The 18,307-nt window shown below is 38.5% G+C and carries 15 protein-coding genes, 2 tRNA genes and 1 pseudogene; 15 read left to right on the top strand and 3 right to left on the bottom strand.

All coding sequences use genetic code 11. The features are described from left to right. Position 1: 1 nt before the first annotated feature. Positions 2-1,030, bottom strand: coding sequence for a glycosyltransferase family 9 protein (locus V6W77_RS03735; protein WP_334253827.1), 1,029 nt, complete (start codon positions 1,028-1,030; stop codon positions 2-4). Positions 1,031-1,231: 201 nt separating this feature from the next. Between V6W77_RS03735 and argG the strand changes: the two genes are divergently transcribed. The 4 genes from argG (at position 1,232) to purF (ending at position 5,384) form a co-directional block, all read left to right on the top strand. After that, positions 1,232-2,563 carry an argininosuccinate synthase gene (argG, locus tag V6W77_RS03730; protein WP_025235792.1) on the top strand — a complete coding sequence of 444 codons (1,332 nt, stop codon included), beginning with the start codon at positions 1,232-1,234 and terminating at the stop codon, positions 2,561-2,563. Positions 2,564-2,654: 91 nt separating this feature from the next. Beyond that, positions 2,655-3,116, top strand: a complete 462-nt coding sequence (rnhA, locus tag V6W77_RS03725; RefSeq protein WP_334253880.1) for a ribonuclease HI — start codon at positions 2,655-2,657, stop codon at positions 3,114-3,116. Positions 3,117-3,348: 232 nt separating this feature from the next. Then, the gene (locus tag V6W77_RS03720; RefSeq protein WP_025235794.1) at positions 3,349-3,852 is read left to right on the top strand and encodes a CvpA family protein; all 504 of its coding nucleotides are present in this window, start codon (positions 3,349-3,351) and stop codon (positions 3,850-3,852) included. Positions 3,853-3,866: 14 nt separating this feature from the next. Then, entirely contained in the window at positions 3,867-5,384 is a 1,518-nt protein-coding gene (purF, locus tag V6W77_RS03715) for an amidophosphoribosyltransferase (protein WP_334229427.1), read from the top strand. Between the two features lie 35 nt (positions 5,385-5,419). Here purF and V6W77_RS03710 read toward each other — a convergent pair whose 3' ends face one another. Together V6W77_RS03710 and mltA are read right to left on the bottom strand one after the other, a co-directional pair. After that, positions 5,420-5,875 carry a DUF5358 family protein gene (locus tag V6W77_RS03710; RefSeq protein ID WP_334253826.1) on the bottom strand — a complete coding sequence of 152 codons (456 nt, stop codon included), beginning with the start codon at positions 5,873-5,875 and terminating at the stop codon, positions 5,420-5,422. 14 nt (positions 5,876-5,889) lie between these two features. After that, positions 5,890-6,999, bottom strand: a complete 1,110-nt coding sequence (gene mltA / locus V6W77_RS03705; protein ID WP_334253825.1) for a murein transglycosylase A — start codon at positions 6,997-6,999, stop codon at positions 5,890-5,892. 204 nt (positions 7,000-7,203) lie between these two features. Between mltA and V6W77_RS03700 the strand changes: the two genes are divergently transcribed. The 11 genes and pseudogenes from V6W77_RS03700 to V6W77_RS03650 all read left to right on the top strand — a co-directional run bounded on the left by V6W77_RS03700 (position 7,204) and on the right by V6W77_RS03650 (position 18,004). Beyond that, a tRNA-Met gene (locus tag V6W77_RS03700) sits at positions 7,204-7,280 on the top strand. A gap of 141 nt (positions 7,281-7,421) precedes the next feature. Then, complete coding sequence (xseA, locus tag V6W77_RS03695; protein ID WP_334253824.1) at positions 7,422-8,882, top strand: exodeoxyribonuclease VII large subunit; 1,461 nt, start codon at positions 7,422-7,424, stop codon at positions 8,880-8,882. A gap of 219 nt (positions 8,883-9,101) precedes the next feature. Continuing rightward, a tRNA-Leu gene (locus V6W77_RS03690) sits at positions 9,102-9,187 on the top strand. 134 nt (positions 9,188-9,321) lie between these two features. Then, positions 9,322-10,026 (top strand): annotated as a pseudogene (locus tag V6W77_RS03685) (POTRA domain-containing protein); the annotation flags it as partial. Between the two features lie 436 nt (positions 10,027-10,462). Continuing rightward, on the top strand, positions 10,463-13,720 hold the full coding sequence (locus V6W77_RS03680; protein ID WP_334253823.1) for a hemagglutinin repeat-containing protein: 3,258 nt from the start codon (positions 10,463-10,465) through the stop codon (positions 13,718-13,720). 14 nt (positions 13,721-13,734) lie between these two features. Continuing rightward, complete coding sequence (locus V6W77_RS03675) at positions 13,735-14,094, top strand: hypothetical protein (RefSeq protein WP_064318009.1); 360 nt, start codon at positions 13,735-13,737, stop codon at positions 14,092-14,094. A gap of 51 nt (positions 14,095-14,145) precedes the next feature. Then, positions 14,146-14,562: a hypothetical protein gene (locus tag V6W77_RS03670; RefSeq protein WP_334253822.1), complete on the top strand. Its 417-nt coding sequence runs from the start codon at positions 14,146-14,148 to the stop codon at positions 14,560-14,562. 141 nt (positions 14,563-14,703) lie between these two features. Beyond that, positions 14,704-16,797: an EndoU domain-containing protein gene (locus V6W77_RS03665; protein WP_334253821.1), complete on the top strand. Its 2,094-nt coding sequence runs from the start codon at positions 14,704-14,706 to the stop codon at positions 16,795-16,797. Positions 16,798-16,809: 12 nt separating this feature from the next. Next, entirely contained in the window at positions 16,810-17,241 is a 432-nt protein-coding gene (locus tag V6W77_RS03660; protein WP_138316853.1) for a DUF5376 family protein, read from the top strand. 28 nt (positions 17,242-17,269) lie between these two features. Beyond that, on the top strand, positions 17,270-17,620 hold the full coding sequence (locus V6W77_RS03655) for an EndoU domain-containing protein (RefSeq protein WP_138316854.1): 351 nt from the start codon (positions 17,270-17,272) through the stop codon (positions 17,618-17,620). Beyond that, positions 17,621-18,004, top strand: a complete 384-nt coding sequence (locus V6W77_RS03650) for a DUF5376 family protein (RefSeq protein ID WP_334253820.1) — start codon at positions 17,621-17,623, stop codon at positions 18,002-18,004. Positions 18,005-18,307: the final 303 nt, after the last annotated feature.

Raw genomic sequence — 18,307 nt, 5'->3', positions numbered from 1 at the left:
TTTATACCCAGATTTTCCTGATAAACGGAATAATAGTTTCTAATGAATTAGAAATTGATATTAAGGTTAAATTCATCTGTGATGCTTTGTCAGATGGCGGGCAGAATGCAATATGTTTATCGGCATCATTAATCGGTTTCCAACGGCGAGGAATCGCAGAAAGCCGGCTTGGATAAAATCCAATCGTTGGAATATTCAATGCTCCGCTAATATGTAATGGACCGGTTGAGCCGGCGATAAACAAATCAGCACAGGCAAGCGAGCGTGAAAAATCTTGCAGCCCTTCGTTTTTGTCATACACTACTACATTTTTATGATTTACTTTTTCAGCTAAGGCGTTTGCTTTTTCACTTTCGTCTTTTCCTGCCGTCAAAATCACATAACAGTCAAATTCTGCCACAATGCCTTGAATCAAATCCGCATATTGCTCAAGAGATAAATTATTCGCAGAACCACCTGTTGAACTATGCACAAACAGCCACTTTTTATCGGGAGTAATATTCAGCAGCTCACATAATTTTGCTTTTTGTATTTGGACAGTTTTCTCATCAAACGCTAAATAAGGTGTGCTAGGCTCTACAATTTTAACGTGATGTTTGACTAAAAACGCACGGGCTAAATCCAAATTATATTCCGATTCTGCTTTTGCCGATTGAGAGCGACGTTGGGTTAAACGATGGTTATAGAGAAATTGAAATAACTTTGTTGCCGGAGCTAGGCGATATTTAATACCGCTTTTCCAAGTTAGCTTTGCATTGTACCAATCCGATACAAAACAAATTACCGCATCAAATTGTTCATTTTTAACCGCTTGTAAAATACGGTTAAACTCATTTTTATCTTTCTTGTTTGGCGTATCAATAATGACCTTATCAATAGAAGGGCAAAGTTCTGCAAGTGGAGCGGTATAGCTTGGCACAAGTGCGGTAATTTCCACCTCGGGTAATGATTGCTTCAACATCGCAAAAGCGGGAAAGCAGACCATAAAATCGCCGATTTTATCATTTCGGATCACAAGTAGTTTTTTCATTGTATATCTCTATTTAAAATTTACATCTAGCTCATTTAAAGTATTTGGGTAAGCGGTCAAATTCTACCGAAAACTTTGCAATTCGGGTCAGTAAATTTTAGATGAATTTTTAACGCTTTTCAGCTAGAATATTTTCCTTGAATGCATACGCAAGCGTTTGCGTTTAATTGTTTTTTACTTTCAAAATTTATAGGAATTCGTATGTCAGCAACAATTTTAGAAGCTTTACCTTTAGGTCAGAAAGTCGGTATCGCATTTTCAGGCGGTTTAGATACCTCAGCAGCACTTTTATGGATGCGTAAAAAAGGGGCAGTGCCTTATGCCTATACCGCAAATTTAGGTCAGCCGGATGAAGATGATTACAACGCAATTCCGAAAAAAGCAATGGAATATGGTGCGGAGAATGCTCGTTTAATCGACTGCCGTCAGCAATTAGCCCACGAGGGGATTGCGGCAATTCAATGCGGTGCGTTCCATATTTCAACAGGCGGTATTCCTTATTTCAATACTACACCTCTAGGTCGTGCGGTAACCGGTACAATGCTTGTAGCCGCAATGAAAGAAGATGATGTAAACATTTGGGGCGATGGTTCAACTTTTAAAGGTAATGATATTGAGCGTTTCTACCGCTATGGCTTATTAACTAACCCAAAATTAAAAATCTATAAACCGTGGTTAGATCAACTTTTCATTGATGAGCTTGGCGGTCGTTTAGAGATGTCAAAATTCTTAATCGAAAACGGTTTTGATTACAAAATGTCAGTTGAAAAAGCCTACTCAACCGACTCAAATATGCTAGGTGCAACCCACGAAGCGAAAGATCTGGAAGAATTAAGCACAGGTATGAAGATTGTAAAACCGATTATGGGCGTGGCGTTTTGGGACGAATCGGTTGAAATCAAACCGGAAACCGTTTCAGTAACCTTTGAAGAAGGTGTGCCTGTTGCATTAAACGGTAAACGTATTGATGATGCGGTGGAATTAATTATGGAAGCGAACCGCATTGGTGGTCGCCACGGTTTAGGAATGTCAGACCAAATCGAAAACCGTATCATCGAAGCGAAATCTCGTGGTATTTACGAAGCTCCGGGAATGGCGTTATTACACATTGCCTACGAGCGTTTAGTTACGGGTATTCACAACGAAGATACGATTGAACAATACCGCATTAACGGTTTACGCTTAGGTCGTTTATTATATCAAGGTCGTTGGTTTGATCCACAAGCGTTAATGCTACGTGAAACGGCTCAACGTTGGGTAGCGAAAGCGATTACCGGTACAGTAACGCTTGAGCTACGTCGTGGTAACGACTTCACGATTCTAAACACAGAATCACCAAACTTAACCTACGAAGCAGAACGTTTAAGTATGGAAAAAGTGGAAGATGCACCGTTCACACCGGCGGATCGTATCGGTCAATTAACAATGCGTAACTTAGACATTGTAGACACTCGCGGTAAATTAGCGGTTTACACCGATGCAGGCTTATTATCAGCGAACAACAGTGTGATTCCGCAACTAGGCAAAAAATAATAAGTTGATCCAAATTCTGATAACTTTTAGAATCTAACAAAAGCTGCCCCAAAGTTAATGCTTTGGGGCTTTTGTTTGTAAAGTGAATATGATGAAATTAGTTGAAATTTTTACAGATGGTTCGTGTTTGGGGAACCCCGGCAAAGGGGGAATTGGCATTCTGCTTCGCTATAATGGGCACGAGAAAACTGTCAGCAAAGGTTATTTTCAAACCACCAATAACCGAATGGAATTGCGTGCAGTGATTGAAGCATTGTCAATGCTAAAAGAGCCTTGCAAAGTCCAATTGAATAGCGATAGCCAATATATGAAAAACGGCATTCAGAAATGGATTTTTAACTGGAAGAAAAACGACTGGAAAACCAGTGATAAGAAACCCGTTAAAAATAAAGATTTGTGGATTGCATTAGATAAAGAAATTCAACACCATCAAATTGAGTGGGCGTGGGTGAAGGGGCATTCAGGTCATCGTGAAAATGAAATTTGTGATGAGCTGGCAAAAAATGGGGCAAACAATCCGACTTTAGATGATGTCGGCTATGTTGTAGAATAAGTATTTTTACAAGCGGTTATATTTACTCGCTACGCTCGCTCCTTCGGAGCCGTTGGCAAAGCCAACGTTCAAACGCAAAGCGTTTGTTACGAAAAATTTGCAATCTGCAAAATTTTCAAAAAATCTTACCGCTTGTTAATTTGTGTAGATGAGTAATTTTTAGCAAAATAGGGCTACGCAAACGTTTTCTTTTTTTGTAAAATAGGAGAGCTTTAAGCTTTTAAGGGTTTTTATGGTTGATTTAATTATTATCGGGATCATTGCGTTTTCTGTACTGGTAAGTTTATGGCGAGGGTTTACGAATGAGGCGTTATCGCTCCTTGGTTGGGTAATTGCTTTTTTTGTAGCAAGTTCATTTTACCCTTATCTAAGTGGTTATTTTACTCAGATAAATTCAGTTTATCTGCAAAATTCAGAATTTTTACGCAATGGTTTAGCAGCAGCCATTTTATTTATTTTAACGTTAATTGTATGTGGCGTAATTAACGGTTTATTAGGCAAGGTGATTGATTTAAGCGGTTTGTCTATTACCGACCGCATTTTAGGCGGTGCTTTTGGAGCGTTACGCGGCATTCTAATTGTTTCGGCAATTTTATTTTTCTTAGATACTTTCACGCAAGCAAGCCAAACGGAATTATGGAAATCATCATTATTAATTCCACATTTTGACTTTATTGTGAAATGGTTCTTTGAACAGTTACAAACAAATTCTACTTTTCTAAACTCGACTAAATAAAGAGGTTTTTCTATATGTGCGGCATTGTCGGTATTATTGGGAACTCACCTGTCAATCAGGCGATTTATGATGGCTTAACATTATTACAACACCGAGGACAAGATGCCGCAGGTATCGTTACCATAGACGACGAAAATCGTTTCCGCTTACGCAAAGCGAACGGTTTAGTGAGTGATGTGTTCCAGCAAGAACATATGCTACGCTTACAAGGCAATGTGGGGATTGGACACGTTCGTTATCCAACGGCTGGGAGTTCAAGTGTATCAGAGGCTCAACCTTTCTATGTAAATTCACCGTTTGGGATTACGCTTGTACATAATGGTAACTTAACGAATAACGCGGAGTTAAAAGAGCGTTTATTTAACGAAGCTCGTCGCCACGTTAATACCAATTCAGATTCAGAATCTCTTCTTAATATTTTTGCTTATTTTCTCGATCTGTATTCTACCCGGCATTTAAGCCCGGAGAATATTTTTGAAACAGTACGCAAAACCAATGATAGCATTCGTGGAGCTTATGCTTGTATCGCAATGATTATCGGGCACGGTATGGTGGCATTTCGTGATCCGTTCGGTATCCGCCCGCTAGTTTTAGGCAAGCGTGAAGTTGAAGGCAAAACAGAATATATGTTTGCTTCAGAAAGTGTTGCACTAGATGTGGTGGGTTTTGAGTTTGTACGAGATGTATTACCGGGAGAAGCTATCTATATTACCTTTGAGGGCGAATTACATTCCCAAATTTGTGCGGATAATCCGAAACTCAACCCTTGTATTTTTGAATACGTTTACTTCGCTCGCCCCGACTCTGTTATTGATGGTGTTTCTGTTTATGCAGCTCGTGTGCATATGGGCGAATTACTCGGTGAGAAGATCAAACGTGAATGGGGGCGTATTGTTGATGATATTGATGTCGTTATTCCGATTCCGGAAACCTCAAACGATATTGCCGTGCGTATTGCTAACGTATTGTACAAACCTTATCGTCAAGGTTTTGTGAAAAACCGCTATGTGGCTCGTACCTTTATTATGCCTGGGCAAGCTCAGCGTAAAAGCTCGGTTCGCCGTAAGCTGAATGCGATTGCCTCAGAATTTAAAGGCAAAAGTGTACTATTAGTTGATGATTCTATTGTGCGAGGCACAACTTCTGAGCAGATTGTGGAAATGGCAAGAGCTGCTGGTGCAAAACGTGTTTATTTTGCCTCAGCTGCACCGGAAATTCGTTATCCAAATGTTTATGGTATTGATATGCCGACCTGTGAAGAATTGGTTGCTTATGACCGCTCAGTAGAAGAAGTCGCGGATATGATTGGTGTAGATAAACTGATTTTCCAAGATTTAGATGCACTTTATAAATCAATTCAAATAGAAAATCCAAATATTCACAACTTCGATGATTCGGTCTTTACCGGTGAATATATCACAGGCGATATTGATAAATGTTATTTAGATGCCATTGCGAAATCCCGCAATGATAAAGCTAAGGCAAAAGCGGCAAAGCAAGCCACAAACTTAGAAATTCATAACGAAAGCTAAAAAGAAAACTCGCAGCTAAAACTGCGAGTTTTTTGCTATTGCTTTTTCTTCTGTTCTGCTAAAGCATTTTGCATACGCTGATGCATTTCTTGATAAGTAGGTTTAAAAGCATCACATTTTTCTTGATCTACATTTGCCTTTTGGTGATTGAACCTATTATGTTGCTGATGAAAATATTCCATTGATGCTTTGTCATTTTGCATAGTAAGAAAATTTTCTCGCCCCAATAAGTCATTTAACACCCTTTGCTCAAAATATTGCATCGTTAAATGTTCAGCTACATTCCAATTATCATAAATTTTCTGATAATCAGATTTAGCTAGATCAGGATAAATACATTGCTCAATATTATTTAGCTGACGAATTAAAATTTTTACGTCCAGTTCGGAAATTTTGTATTTCGGCTCATTGTAAGCGATCGAATTTTCCAAATTATTTGCAAATGCAAAAGATGAACTAAATAAGAGAACTATTAATGCTTTTTTTAACATACTACCAACTTAAATTAGTTTAGTACCCAAACACGACCGTAGTGCTTCATTAAGCCTGCAACGTGTCCTGCTTTATCGCCAATACCTTGATATAAATCGAAGTGATGACCTTTCACCGCACCTCCCACATCAAGGGCAACCATTAAACGCATTTCGTGTTTGCCTGTCCAATTTCCGTTATTATCAATCAGTGGCATTTCAACCAATAACACACTACCGGAAGGCACAATGCTGCGATCTGATGCAACAGAAGCTAATGGCACTAACGGCACACCTGCTGAGCCTTTCACTTTGCCGTAAGGATCATTTTGGAAGAATACATAAGATGGATTACGCTCTAGCAAGCCCTGAACGCGGCTAGGATTACGAGCTCCCCACTCACGAATAGCTTGAACTGACATTTTCTCTTTCGGAATTTCGCCATCTTCCACTAATAAACGCCCAACGCTTGCATATTTGAACCCATTTTGTCCTGCATAAGCGAAATAATTTAAACGACCATCGCCAAAATCAACATAGCCACTACCTTGAACCCCTAACAGGAAGTTATCAAGCATTGAATTACTATAAGCTAATTCTAAGCCTTGACCTTGCAATGCTCCTGCATAAATTTCAGCTCGAGAAAAACGCTTATTCGATGGCATTGCATAAATTGGGTGCTGATATTGCCCTTGTGGAGTGCGACGAGCTTTAATTACAGGCGAGTAATAACCTGTCATTAATACATTTTGATAACCATCTTCGCCACGCATTAAACGTGTACTAATACCATATTTCGCCAGATCATTAATATTTGCCCCCGATGAAATCCAACGGCTCACTTTACCATAAGCTAACGAATGGATATTGGCTAAGCTGCTATAAGTGCGAACATTAGAAAGCTGTTGTAAAAAATCGTTCTGATTAACAGGGGTAGCATTTAAACTTAAACGACCGCTTTGAAAATGCGTACCATAAGGCATAAACTGACGACCGTTATATTTCGCCCCAAATTTTGCTTTATCGGCATCATAAGAGGTTGAACCACTTTTTTTACTTGGTGTGGAAGAACAACCCACTAAAATACCGGCAACTAAAGCTACAGTTGTCGAAGCAATTGACTTTTTATATGCTTTCCAATTCATCGAAAATCCTTTCATCGTTAATAAAATGTGAAAAATGAAGCATAGCAAAAATGCTATTAAAATAAAACAAGAATATGGCTTGTTTATATTTAAATCAATAAACGGATTTTTATACTATTTCTGTTTTAAATTAAATCACTTAGAGTGATTTTTTATAATTTCGCTTGTCATTATGACAAATTGATATATTATGTACCCATCAGACGCGGGGTGGAGCAGCTTGGTAGCTCGTCGGGCTCATAACCCGAAGGTCGTTGGTTCAAATCCAGCCCCCGCAACCAAATTTTCAGCCCTTGATTTTATCAAGGGCTTTTCTTTTGCAAAAAATAAGTGAAAATCCACCGCTTGTTTCCATTAAATACTTCCTCTCTTTCTTATTTCTCGCTACACTGAAGTCATCTTCCCTAAAATTTTTTTGGATTATGAGCAATATTTTAACTGTTACCCAACTTAACTATTCTGTCCGTCATTTGCTTGAAATGGAACTCAACCAAGTTTGGCTGACCGGCGAAATTTCTAATTTCAGCCAACCGGTTTCAGGGCATTGGTATCTCACCTTAAAAGATGATAAAGCCCAAGTACGTGCAGCAATGTTTAAGATGAAAAATGCGAGAGTAAATTTTCGTCCGCAAAATGGTATGCAAGTGCTGGTAAGAGCAAGTGTAACTCTGTATGAACCAAGAGGCGATTACCAGATCATTCTTGAAAGTATGCAATTAGCAGGGGAAGGACTATTACAGCAACAGTTTGAGCAGCTTAAAACAAAATTAGCGGCTCAAGGTTTATTTGCTCAAGAACATAAGAAACCTATTCCACAATTTGTAAAAAAGGTTGGAGTTATTACTTCATCAAGCGGAGCTGCGTTGCAAGATATTCTCCATATTTTACAACGCCGAGATCCAAGCCTAGAAGTGGTGATTTACCCAACGTTAGTTCAAGGTAAGGAAGCCACACAAGATATTGTCAATACAATAGAACTTGCCAATTGCCGTAATGAATGTGATGTGCTGATTGTTGGACGGGGCGGTGGTTCGTTAGAGGATTTATGGTGTTTTAACGAAGAAGCCGTTGCTTATGCCATTTATCATTCCAACATTCCGATCATCAGTGCAGTAGGACACGAGACAGATGTAACTATTGCTGATTTTGTTGCTGACTTGCGAGCTCCAACCCCTTCAGCAGCGGCGGAATTGGTAAGTCGTGATCAAAACGAGCTAAAACGCCAATTACAACACCAATTTGATAAAGTCAATTTAGCCTTTGACCGACTTTGGACAGCCAAAATGACTCGCTTCCAACAACTTCATTTACGCCTAAATGCTCAACACCCAATGAAGCATATTCAAGCACGCCAACAACAATTTGACTATATTGAATATAGGCTTGAACAGGCGGTTTATAAATTGCTCTCAGAGAAAACACAGCAAACGAAAGAACTCAATTTACGTTTAATCAATCAGCACCCACAAAAGCAGATAGAACGTCAAAGCCAGCGATTAGCTCAAATCGAACAAAGACTACACTGGCAAATAATGCAAAAACTAAACAAAAAACAGCAACAGTGGAAAAATGTGATTCAGCGTTTTGAGCGAAATCCGCTACCTTACGCAGTTAATCAACAACAAACGGTACTGGCAAAATTTTCTCAACGCTTGAATTATGCAATGGAAAAAACGATGCTCAAAGAGCAACAACATTTCCAAGAACTTTGTACTAAATTGGAAGGGCTAAGCCCATTGAAAATTCTCACTCGTGGTTACTCAATTACGCAAACAGAGGCGGGAAAAATGCTCACTTCAAGCAGTGATATCAAGCCTGGAGAGATGATCATTACACAGCTAAAAACAGGAAAAATAAGAAGTCAAGTAGTGGATTTTTTGTAGGGGAATTTTTGAACGCCATCTATTTTGAAAATTAATTATATGAAAATCAGTAGGTTAAATATTTATAAACAGGGTTGTACACTTACTTATCCACAGATGATGTGCATAACTATTTTTGTAAAGATGACTTGAATGCTGAATTTTAAATCAACCGATTTTAAAGGTGTTTTTTACGCTTGCACAAGCGGTCATATTTTTCTATAATCTCGCAAAATTTAAGCCAGTGTGGCGAAATCGGTAGACGCAGCGGATTCAAAATCCGCCGCCCATAAAGCGTGTCGGTTCGAGTCCGACCACTGGCACCATTTCCAAATATCCTATTACCTAAATAGTTTTCTAACTATACTATTGCTCAAATCTACCCCGATAATTCTCATTTGCAAATATAAAGTAAATTTTATAAACTTTCGAAATTGAATTCACAATTTGTTATGACTTTATGAAAAGTTATCAAAACCTTGTATTTAGTTTGGGTGTAGTGGGATTTTCTGTTGTGTCTTATGCAGAGAAACCGGATTCTACTCAACAAAAAATTGATGTTGCAGAGCAACAACGCCAACAACAATATCAACAACATCAAGCTGAAAAATTAAATACAAAACCGGATGTGCGGCTTGACACTCGCATTTCTGAAAAACTCACTCTTTCTAACCAAGAATATCCTTGCTATCCCATCCATCAAATCACTTTAACCGATTATTTCTCCAGTTCTCCAGTGAGCCAATTCCAATGGGCATTTGATAAAGCAGCTAAAAGTCTCAAATTGAGCTTACCGCATTGTTTCGGTGGCGAAGGTTTAGGCATTTTAATGAAACAAGTTCAAAATGAAATTATCGGCAAAGGTTATGTAACTACTCGAGTTGTGGTTGAAGAGCAAGATTTACGCTCAGGTAAATTAATGCTAACCGTGATTAAAGGTAAAGTACGTAATACGATAGTGGTTGATAATGGCAATATTCCACGTTTTACCCCATTACACGCTTTCACCGGATTAACCTTTGCTTCAGGCGATATGTTGAATATTCGAGATATTGAACAATCTCTGGAAAATTTAAAACGTGTGCCTACTGTTGAGGCAAATATTGAAATTCTCCCGAGCGAAAGTGGAAAAGCTGAAGTTTATAGCATGTCTGAGCCATTTAAGCCTAGCTATATTCCTTCTGTTACTGGAAATGCATTGGATAATTCATCCTCTAAAATGCTAGAAGTGTATTTGTTACCAGCAGAAGGAAATAAAAATGAGAAAGAATAGAGCTGTTACTTTTATTTATGTTTACCTATCTTTCTTTTGTGGTCTCAGTATTGGCTTACTAAGTCTGTCTGTAATTGGCATGGTTCTACATTTTATTTTATATGATAGCTGGAAGTTTAAATTGCCTGAATTAAGATACTTTATAAGTCAATTGATTCTTTCATTTTTTTTAAGTGTATATTACATATGGAGCAGAAGGATTCATTGATAATATAAGCTGTAGGTCGGGTTGAGTTTACATCCCCCCGATAGGGCTATTTAATATAATTTACAAGCGGTTAATTATGTTGAATATTTTGCAAATTTTAGCGGTAAATCAACCGCTTGTTTGGTACGAGCGAGGACGCTCGCACCATCCGAAGATACCGATAACTACTACCGCTTAGACCAAAGTGCTGAAGTGGGGAATGTCATTTCTGCGAAAGGGGGGATTAGAGCGGTGAGTGGCAACAACCTCACAGTTCGTCAATCGGATATCAGCAGTGAATCAGAGGAAGTGTTATTAGGCTCACGCAAAGGCGATGTGCGAATTGAGGCAGGCAGAGCGGAAGAAACATTAGAAACGGGTCGAAAATCAACCGGTCGAGGGCTACTCAGTAAAACGACGTCAGTCCACCGTTACGAACACGATATCAGTGAAGCGGTGGGCAGTAATATAGACGGACGAACGGTAAAAGTAGTTTCGTCATCAGGCGATGTTGTGGTTAAGAGCTCCTCGGTGGTGGGCGATGAAGCATTGACTATTTATGGTAAGAATGATGTATCTATTGTATCTGATGTGAATACGCATTACCAAGACGAACTGAGTATGAGTAAAAAATCGGGCTTACTGGGTAGTGGTTTTGGTTTTACGATAGGGTCTAAGAAAGAGCAGGTAGAGCAAGACCGCAGGCAACAAAGTGCGGCACGCAGCCAGGTAGGGAGTTTAAGTGGCGACACCGCTATTTATGCAGGCAACCATTACCAACAAACGGGGAGTGTGGTAACTTCGAGAGATGGCGATGTTGATATTTTGGCTAAAACAGCGACAGTAACGGCGGCTCGTTCCGATTATGAAAGCAACTATAAACGTACGGTACAACAGAAAGGGTTCACGTTTGCGGTGAGTTCACTGGTAACGAATGCGATACAAGCGGTCGAAAAAAGCGTAAATTCTGCAAAATCGGTGGGTAGCAGTAAAAACGACCGTATTAATGCGTTAGGAGCGGTGAATGCTGGTGTTGAGGGGTGGAGAACGGCGGAGCAGGTGGGTAAACTAGCGGAAGCGATAAGCGAAAACCCGATGCAAGCGATGAGTCAAGATATAGGCTTATCCGTTAGTTACGGTAGTCAAAAAAGCACGCAGAGAGAACACCGGCAAGGCAATAACGTGGAGAAAAGCCAAGTGAATGCAGGTGGAAAAGTGAGTATTAGAACAGAGGGTGCAGGAAAAGATTCTGTACTTACTGTTATCGGTTCCGATGTAGGAGGCAAAGGTGGGACAAAACTGTCTTCAGAAGGAGATGTAAATATACTTGCGATAGATGAAAACCACTTAGAGCGAAGTCAAAACAAATCCGGTGGCTTTAATGCAGGTGTTGCTGTTCAGTTTGGTGGAGCAGGTAGTCCAACGCTAGGGGTAACGGCAGGAGGAAACACCTCAAAAGGTTATGGCAATGGTGAAAGTCGAGCTTGGGTAGGTAGCCGAGTGGGTAGTCAATTGAGCAAAACCGAGATTGACAGCGGTAATACTGCGAACATTATCGGCTCACAGGTACAGGGCAAACGGGTTGAAGTGAAAGCAAAAGACCTCAACATTCAAAGCCTACAAGACACAATGAGCTATAAGGGAAAACAAGAGAGCGTACAAGGGCAACTCACCGTCGGCTACGGAGCTTCGGGCAGTGTGGGTTATAGCAACTCCAAAATGAACGCGAATTATGCAAGCGTGAAGCAACAGGCAGGGATATTTGCGGGGGATGAGGGGTATGGTTTAGATATTGAAAATAAAGTCCAACTTACAGGTGGGGCTATTCTTTCTACAGCAGAGAAAGATAAAAACCAGTTGTCAGCTCGTACATTCAGCTTTACAGATATAGAAAACCATTCAAATGCTAAAGCCAGCTCCAATGGTTTTGGTATGGGATTCTCAGTTGGTAGAGACCAGAAATCTAAGGAAGACAAAGAGAAAAATGATATTTACCGTGAAGAAAGGAAAAGAAATGGAGAAACCTTTGAGCAGGCAAATCCTAATCAGGCTAACAGTAGCCCAATTAAATTTGGATTAGGGGAGAATGATGTGCATAGTGCTGATTTTTATGCATTAGCGAAAATTGGGGCGGTTAATTTAGTAAGCAATACGAAGAGATCGGAAAGTGCGTCTAGTATTACTTCATCTGTGATTAGTGATGGAATATTTAATATTCGGGATGTAGAAGGGCAAGAAAATCTTAACCGCATTACAAAATCAACAGTAGAGCAAAAAAATCATTTAGATAAACCTGATTATCAATCATTGAGAAAAGAAGTGGAAACAGATTCATCTATTAAACGACAATTCTTTTCTAATATGGCAGGGTTCACTGATGAAGCTTGTCGGACGATGTTTATTGCTGAACATAGAATGATGACTGCGGAAGTTGATGAAATGGGGAACCCTATTGAAGACCCTAAATTACTTGATGACATACATAAAGAAGCTGATAAAAAAGGAGTGGAACGCAAAGAATATTTAGACGAGCAAATAGATAAAGGTCGCAATATCTATCAATTAAGAGAGGTCTCCGATCAAGAACGTAACAACTTACAAAAAGTCACCTATACTGATCCGCTGACAGGTAAATCGGAAACAAGGTATGTGGTGGCATTCAACGGTATTTTTAATGACGAAAATGCAGCAGCTAAATTTGCGTGGCAAAACTATGTGGCTAAAGAAAGTAAATCAGGAAACATAGACAGCCCTATTCATAAAGATGTCTATTTTATTCATCACCCACAGGCAAATAATTCTGTTTCTGAATTATTAGTTGCAGGTTATGAAAAAATGTTTGAAGGTTCTTTTGGTAACTTATTGGGAATGGATAATTCCAGTTTACAAGCAAAAGATATTATGACTAAGTATGGTAAAGATAATCTGTTTATTGGCTCACATAGTCGTGGTACTTTAACCGTTGCTAATGCATTGAGTGCATTGAATAACAAAGAAAATCGTGAGGCTAAATTGCTCTCTGATACAAAGGTTAAAATGGTTGGTCCAGCAGCGAATGTAACCAATTCGGATAATACATTAAGCCAATTACAAACAGGCTCTTCAAGAAATGAGGCGAATAAAGCGGGTTCTATTCGTATTGAAAATCATAAATTAGATCCTGTCGGTAGCTTGCCTATTGTATTGGGCGGAAACCCATCCACAATGAATGATAACCACGAAAATAGAGGAGTAATACAACGAATGATTGATATGTTCGGAGATAACTCATCTATGCATAATTGCTATGGTCTAGGTCAGGTACAATGTATCAAAGATGGATACCGACAAAAAGGAGATTTAATGATGAATAAAGAACAAACAATTTATGATTTAAATAGAAATCAAAACGGTAAATAAAAGGAGAAATAGTGATGAAAATATTTAGTATTATTGTTGGTGTTTTCTGTCTGATTGGATGCTCATTCGGTGGATTTAAACCACCTCAGCCGTATTACAAATGGCGTCTTCATGACTCAATAAAATTATATCCGCCTTCACAAGAAGGTAGCTTTTTTGAATTATTAACTCATCGTGAGAATGACATGAGATCTTGTGGTATGGATCCTGTATTAGGCGAAAGCGATAAACTTAAAGTTAATTTGTGTATGGAAAAAAAAGGATGGTATCTAGAACAGGGTCCGGTGTGTGAGGAAAAAGATGTATGGAATGAGCCAGAATGTATTAAATGGCGTGCAAAACATAGTAAACCCAATGCGAAGCCGTGGGGGTAACTCATCTGCGTATACCTCCGATGGTATTAATAAAAAGTAAGGAATGAAACTATGAAAAAATTTTTTATTTTGCTAAGCCCATTGCTTCTCAGTGGATGTCTGTTAGCTACAATCTTTCCAAATGATTACTATAAATGTGCTTCATTAAGTGGATGGTGTAAAGAGAAACCAGAACGACAAAATTATGTTTGGAATTTGCGTTCTAGTGAAAATCATAGATTGCCTGCAGCTACTGATAACAACTTTATCTCTGCCTATCTAACAGTACGTAAGGAGGATATGAGATCTTGTGGAATGGATCCAGTATCAGGTTATAGTAATGATATAGAACCTAGCTTATGTTTAGAGAAAAAAGGATGGTATTTGAAAGGTGGTCCTGTTTGTGAAAGCAGAACAAGATGGGATAATCCTAAGTGTGTATCATGGCGTTCGAAATATAGTAAAGCAGATGCAAAGCCTTGGGGATAAGGAATTAAATAATAAGTAAGAAGCGGTTAGATTCTCTCAAATTTTTTGCAATAAATTGTAAAACTTTTAAGAAATTTGACCGCTTGTTATATGAAATAGTATATATGTTATTAATGTGATTTTAATCATAAGAATTTAATAATGCTTAACCTTTTACAAATTCTAATATTAAATTTAGCTATTATTTTTAATGAAAATAGCCTTGCTTTTATAAGAGTTGCCAACCGCACAGATGTAAAAGGTGTATTGGTAACTTCAACGGACAAAGCGGAAAGTGAAGGTAAAAACCAATTTAGCACAGGGACACTGAGTTATAGCCATATTGAAAACCAATCCAGCCATAAGGGCAGTGCGGTAGGTGTAAGTACAGCAGGCGATTATAAAGGTGGTTGGAACGGTCAGAAAGTAGATAAAGAAGGCAACCCAACCCACAGCCTAAGTAATACGATTGGTTATGGCAAAGACCAAGACAGCCAAGCAGGTACAACGTATTCAGGCATTAACACCCAAAACCTGATTATTCGAGACGAGCAAGCTCAACTAGAGAAAACAGGTAAAACGACTACTCAAATTAAGCAAGAAGTTAAAACTGACATCACAACTGAAACAGCCGAAAGCCGTTCAGGCAAACTTGAGAATAACTTTGATAAAACTAAGCTACAAAGCGAGCTAGATTATCAAGTAAAAGCCCTAAGCGATTTCCAAACCACAACGGTTTCTACCATCAATGAAAAAGTTGCCACTCACGCTGAAAGCAAACGAGCAGAGGCTGAACAGGCGAAAGCCGCAGGCAATACAACCAAAGCGAGAGAGCTAGAACAAGAAGCGGAGAAATGGGAAACAGGTGGAGTTTACCGACAAGGGGTGGATGCAGTTACCAATGCAGTAGGCTTAGCCTTAGGCGGTAGCCCAACAGCGGGGGTAATCGCAGGGGCAGTTTCGCCTTATATCAATACAGGAATCAAACAAGCAACAGAGGGGAATACAGAAGCGAACCTGATAGCTCACGCCCTTTGGGGAGCTGTAGAGGCTTACACGCAAGGCGGCAAAGCTGGAGCTGGTGCGGCAGCAGCGGTAACGAGTGAAATGGGCGCAAACATCATCTCTCAAAACCTCTTCGGCAAAGAGCCTGAAAACCTGACGGAAGCGGAAAAACGGACGGTATCGGAGCTAAGCCAAGTAGCGGCTGGGTTGGCGAGTGGTTTAGCCTCTGGTTCAGGTAGTTCGTTATCTACAGCTCAAGCAGTAAAAACCGGACAAGGAGTTGGAAAGAATGCGGTGGAGAATAATACTTTTGGTGATATTCATCCTTCAGATGATAGAGAGCAAAGTATTAAATCTATTGCAAAGGCAATGTTTAAGGGGGATGAAGAAAAAGCCGAAGCTTATTATGACGGACTGAAACAAGGTGAAGCGAAAGCCTTAATTGAAGGTATCGAAGGTACGGTAGAGGCAGTTCAACACTTTGATGAAACAATAGTAACGATTGCCGAAGCATTGGGTAATCCAAAAGAAACTGTTCAAAAAGTAGTGATTTCTCTCGAAGAGTTAAATGCCCGTATCAATTCAGCATTAGAGACTAATCCGGCAGAGGCTGGTGAATTGATGGGATATTTACAATCTCAAGGGAAAGCAATACAAGCTCCGACTATAATTTTAACAGGAGAAATTGCACAAAAAGCAGTTAGCTTGTTTAAGAAATCTCCTCAGATGGATTATAAGTCTGATGTAAATAATTTGGGAGGGAATAATCCTAAGTATAATAAAGAGCTTAATGAAGCTATAAATAATAGAAGTTCTGAGCATTATATCAATGAGCAGGCAAGCAAAAGAGTTAATACGGTTACAGTACCGATTGATTTTGATGGGCATATTATTAACGGGGAAGTTAAGGGGAGAAGAATTACAGGAGGACATTCTACGTTAGGTAATGTGCGAGTGGATGAAATTTTAGAAACATATCCCAATGGTGTTTATCAAGCAAAAATATCAGTGTTAAATCCTAATACCGGAGAATATAAAGCAAAAACAAATGGAAGAGGAGAATCAACAATGTTTCCTAGCAATTGGACTGCTGATAGAATTAAAGTAGAAGTTCAGCATGCCTACGATAATAGATATGAATTTATAAATACACATGGACAACGTCAATGGCGTGGAGAAACAAGATCGGGGGTAAAAGTTGAAGGCTTTTTAGATGGAAAAGTGACAGTTTATCCTTTAAAAGGACAATAATCGGGATGTTATATGAAAACTATAGAATTAAAATTTAGTTATTATGATTTTAAGATACATAAACCTAGAAAGTTAGTACCAGTCTGCTCTAGTCTTAGTGATGAACTAATAAGTTACTTATGTGCTGTTTATTTATCTCAAGCCGATCTTGAACAGTCAGAGTATGTTTTGGAAAATCTCAAAAATCTTGAAATAATAGAAAAAGATCTAGGGGCAGAATCTTGGGGGGCATACTTATTAGATGGGAGTATTATTGAAATGAGATCATTATTTGATTTTGATAATATTGAACGTATTGATTATATTACTCGGGTTGATTTTACAAAAGTTATTGAAAAATGGAGAGAATTCTTAGAGCGTGAACCGGATGAGAATTATGAAGAAATCGTTACTTTTGAAATTGAAGAACTTGATCGAGAAAAATTATTAGCGTTGTGGAATTAAATAAAAACTATACAAGTGAGGGAATGAAATGACAGTTGCAGTTGGTGGACATACTACTTTAGGGAATATCCGAGTAGATCGAGTATTACATAAATTTAGGAATGGAGTGTATATTGCCAAAATATCTTTATTTGATGCTGAAAGTAATCAATATATTGCAAAATCCAATAATAATGGTGAAGCAATTATGTTTCCTGAAACTTGGACTGCGGATCGAGTTAAAGTGGAGATTAATTCTGCCTATTATAATCAGGTTGAGATTTTAAATAGAGCAAGAAAAGTTGAAGGAATGTGGATGGGAATTTCTCAATCAGGTATAAAAATTGAAGGTTATACTTATCCGAAAGTGACAGCTTTTCCAAGTTTAGAACAGGATTAAATGATGAAATTATTATTTTATTATTTTAATGATAGAAATAACCTCTATCCAATGTGTGAGTTAGCTGAAAATCATCGATTAAATCCGCTTACAGGTTATTTGAATGATCCTATGGGGGGAATGAACTATTTTACATTTTTAGATTCATCATTATCTATTTTAAGAGATATAACAATAAACAATGCAGATATTTCTTCAAATTCTTGGGGAGTGGAGGTTAAAAATGAAAATGTATATTTTCATTTTTTATTTGCACCAGAAGAAAAGGGACTAAAATTAGTTTTACCGAGAAACATTTTTATTGATATTTTAGTTTTGTGGTTAATTTTTTGTAGTAAGGAAAAGATAATAGGATACCAAGAATATTTAGAATTTGAAGTATAGTTATTCAAAGTGAAAGAATTATTGTTATCTGAACTCAATAGCGTTAGCGTCCATATATACTATCGCCATTTAATATAAGTTATAAGCGGTAATTATGCCAAATATTTTGCAAATTTTAGCAGTTAATCTACCACTTATATTAACTGTAAGTAGTTTTTCATTTGATCGTATTTCCATAAACAAGGAATATGAAATCCGCAGCATTCAGCCGGCTTGCCCTTCCGCAAAATACGTAGTATCGGCTCAATCCAAGCCCGAACAGCCACGTTCTGATCGAAACCGATCCGGATTTCACCGATAAAA

Origin of the sequence: Mannheimia indoligenes (assembly GCF_036880405.1) — a bacterium.
GTDB classification, from domain to species: Bacteria; Pseudomonadota; Gammaproteobacteria; order Enterobacterales; family Pasteurellaceae; genus Mannheimia; species Mannheimia indoligenes.
This window is presented reverse-complemented; position numbering and strand designations above follow the sequence as displayed.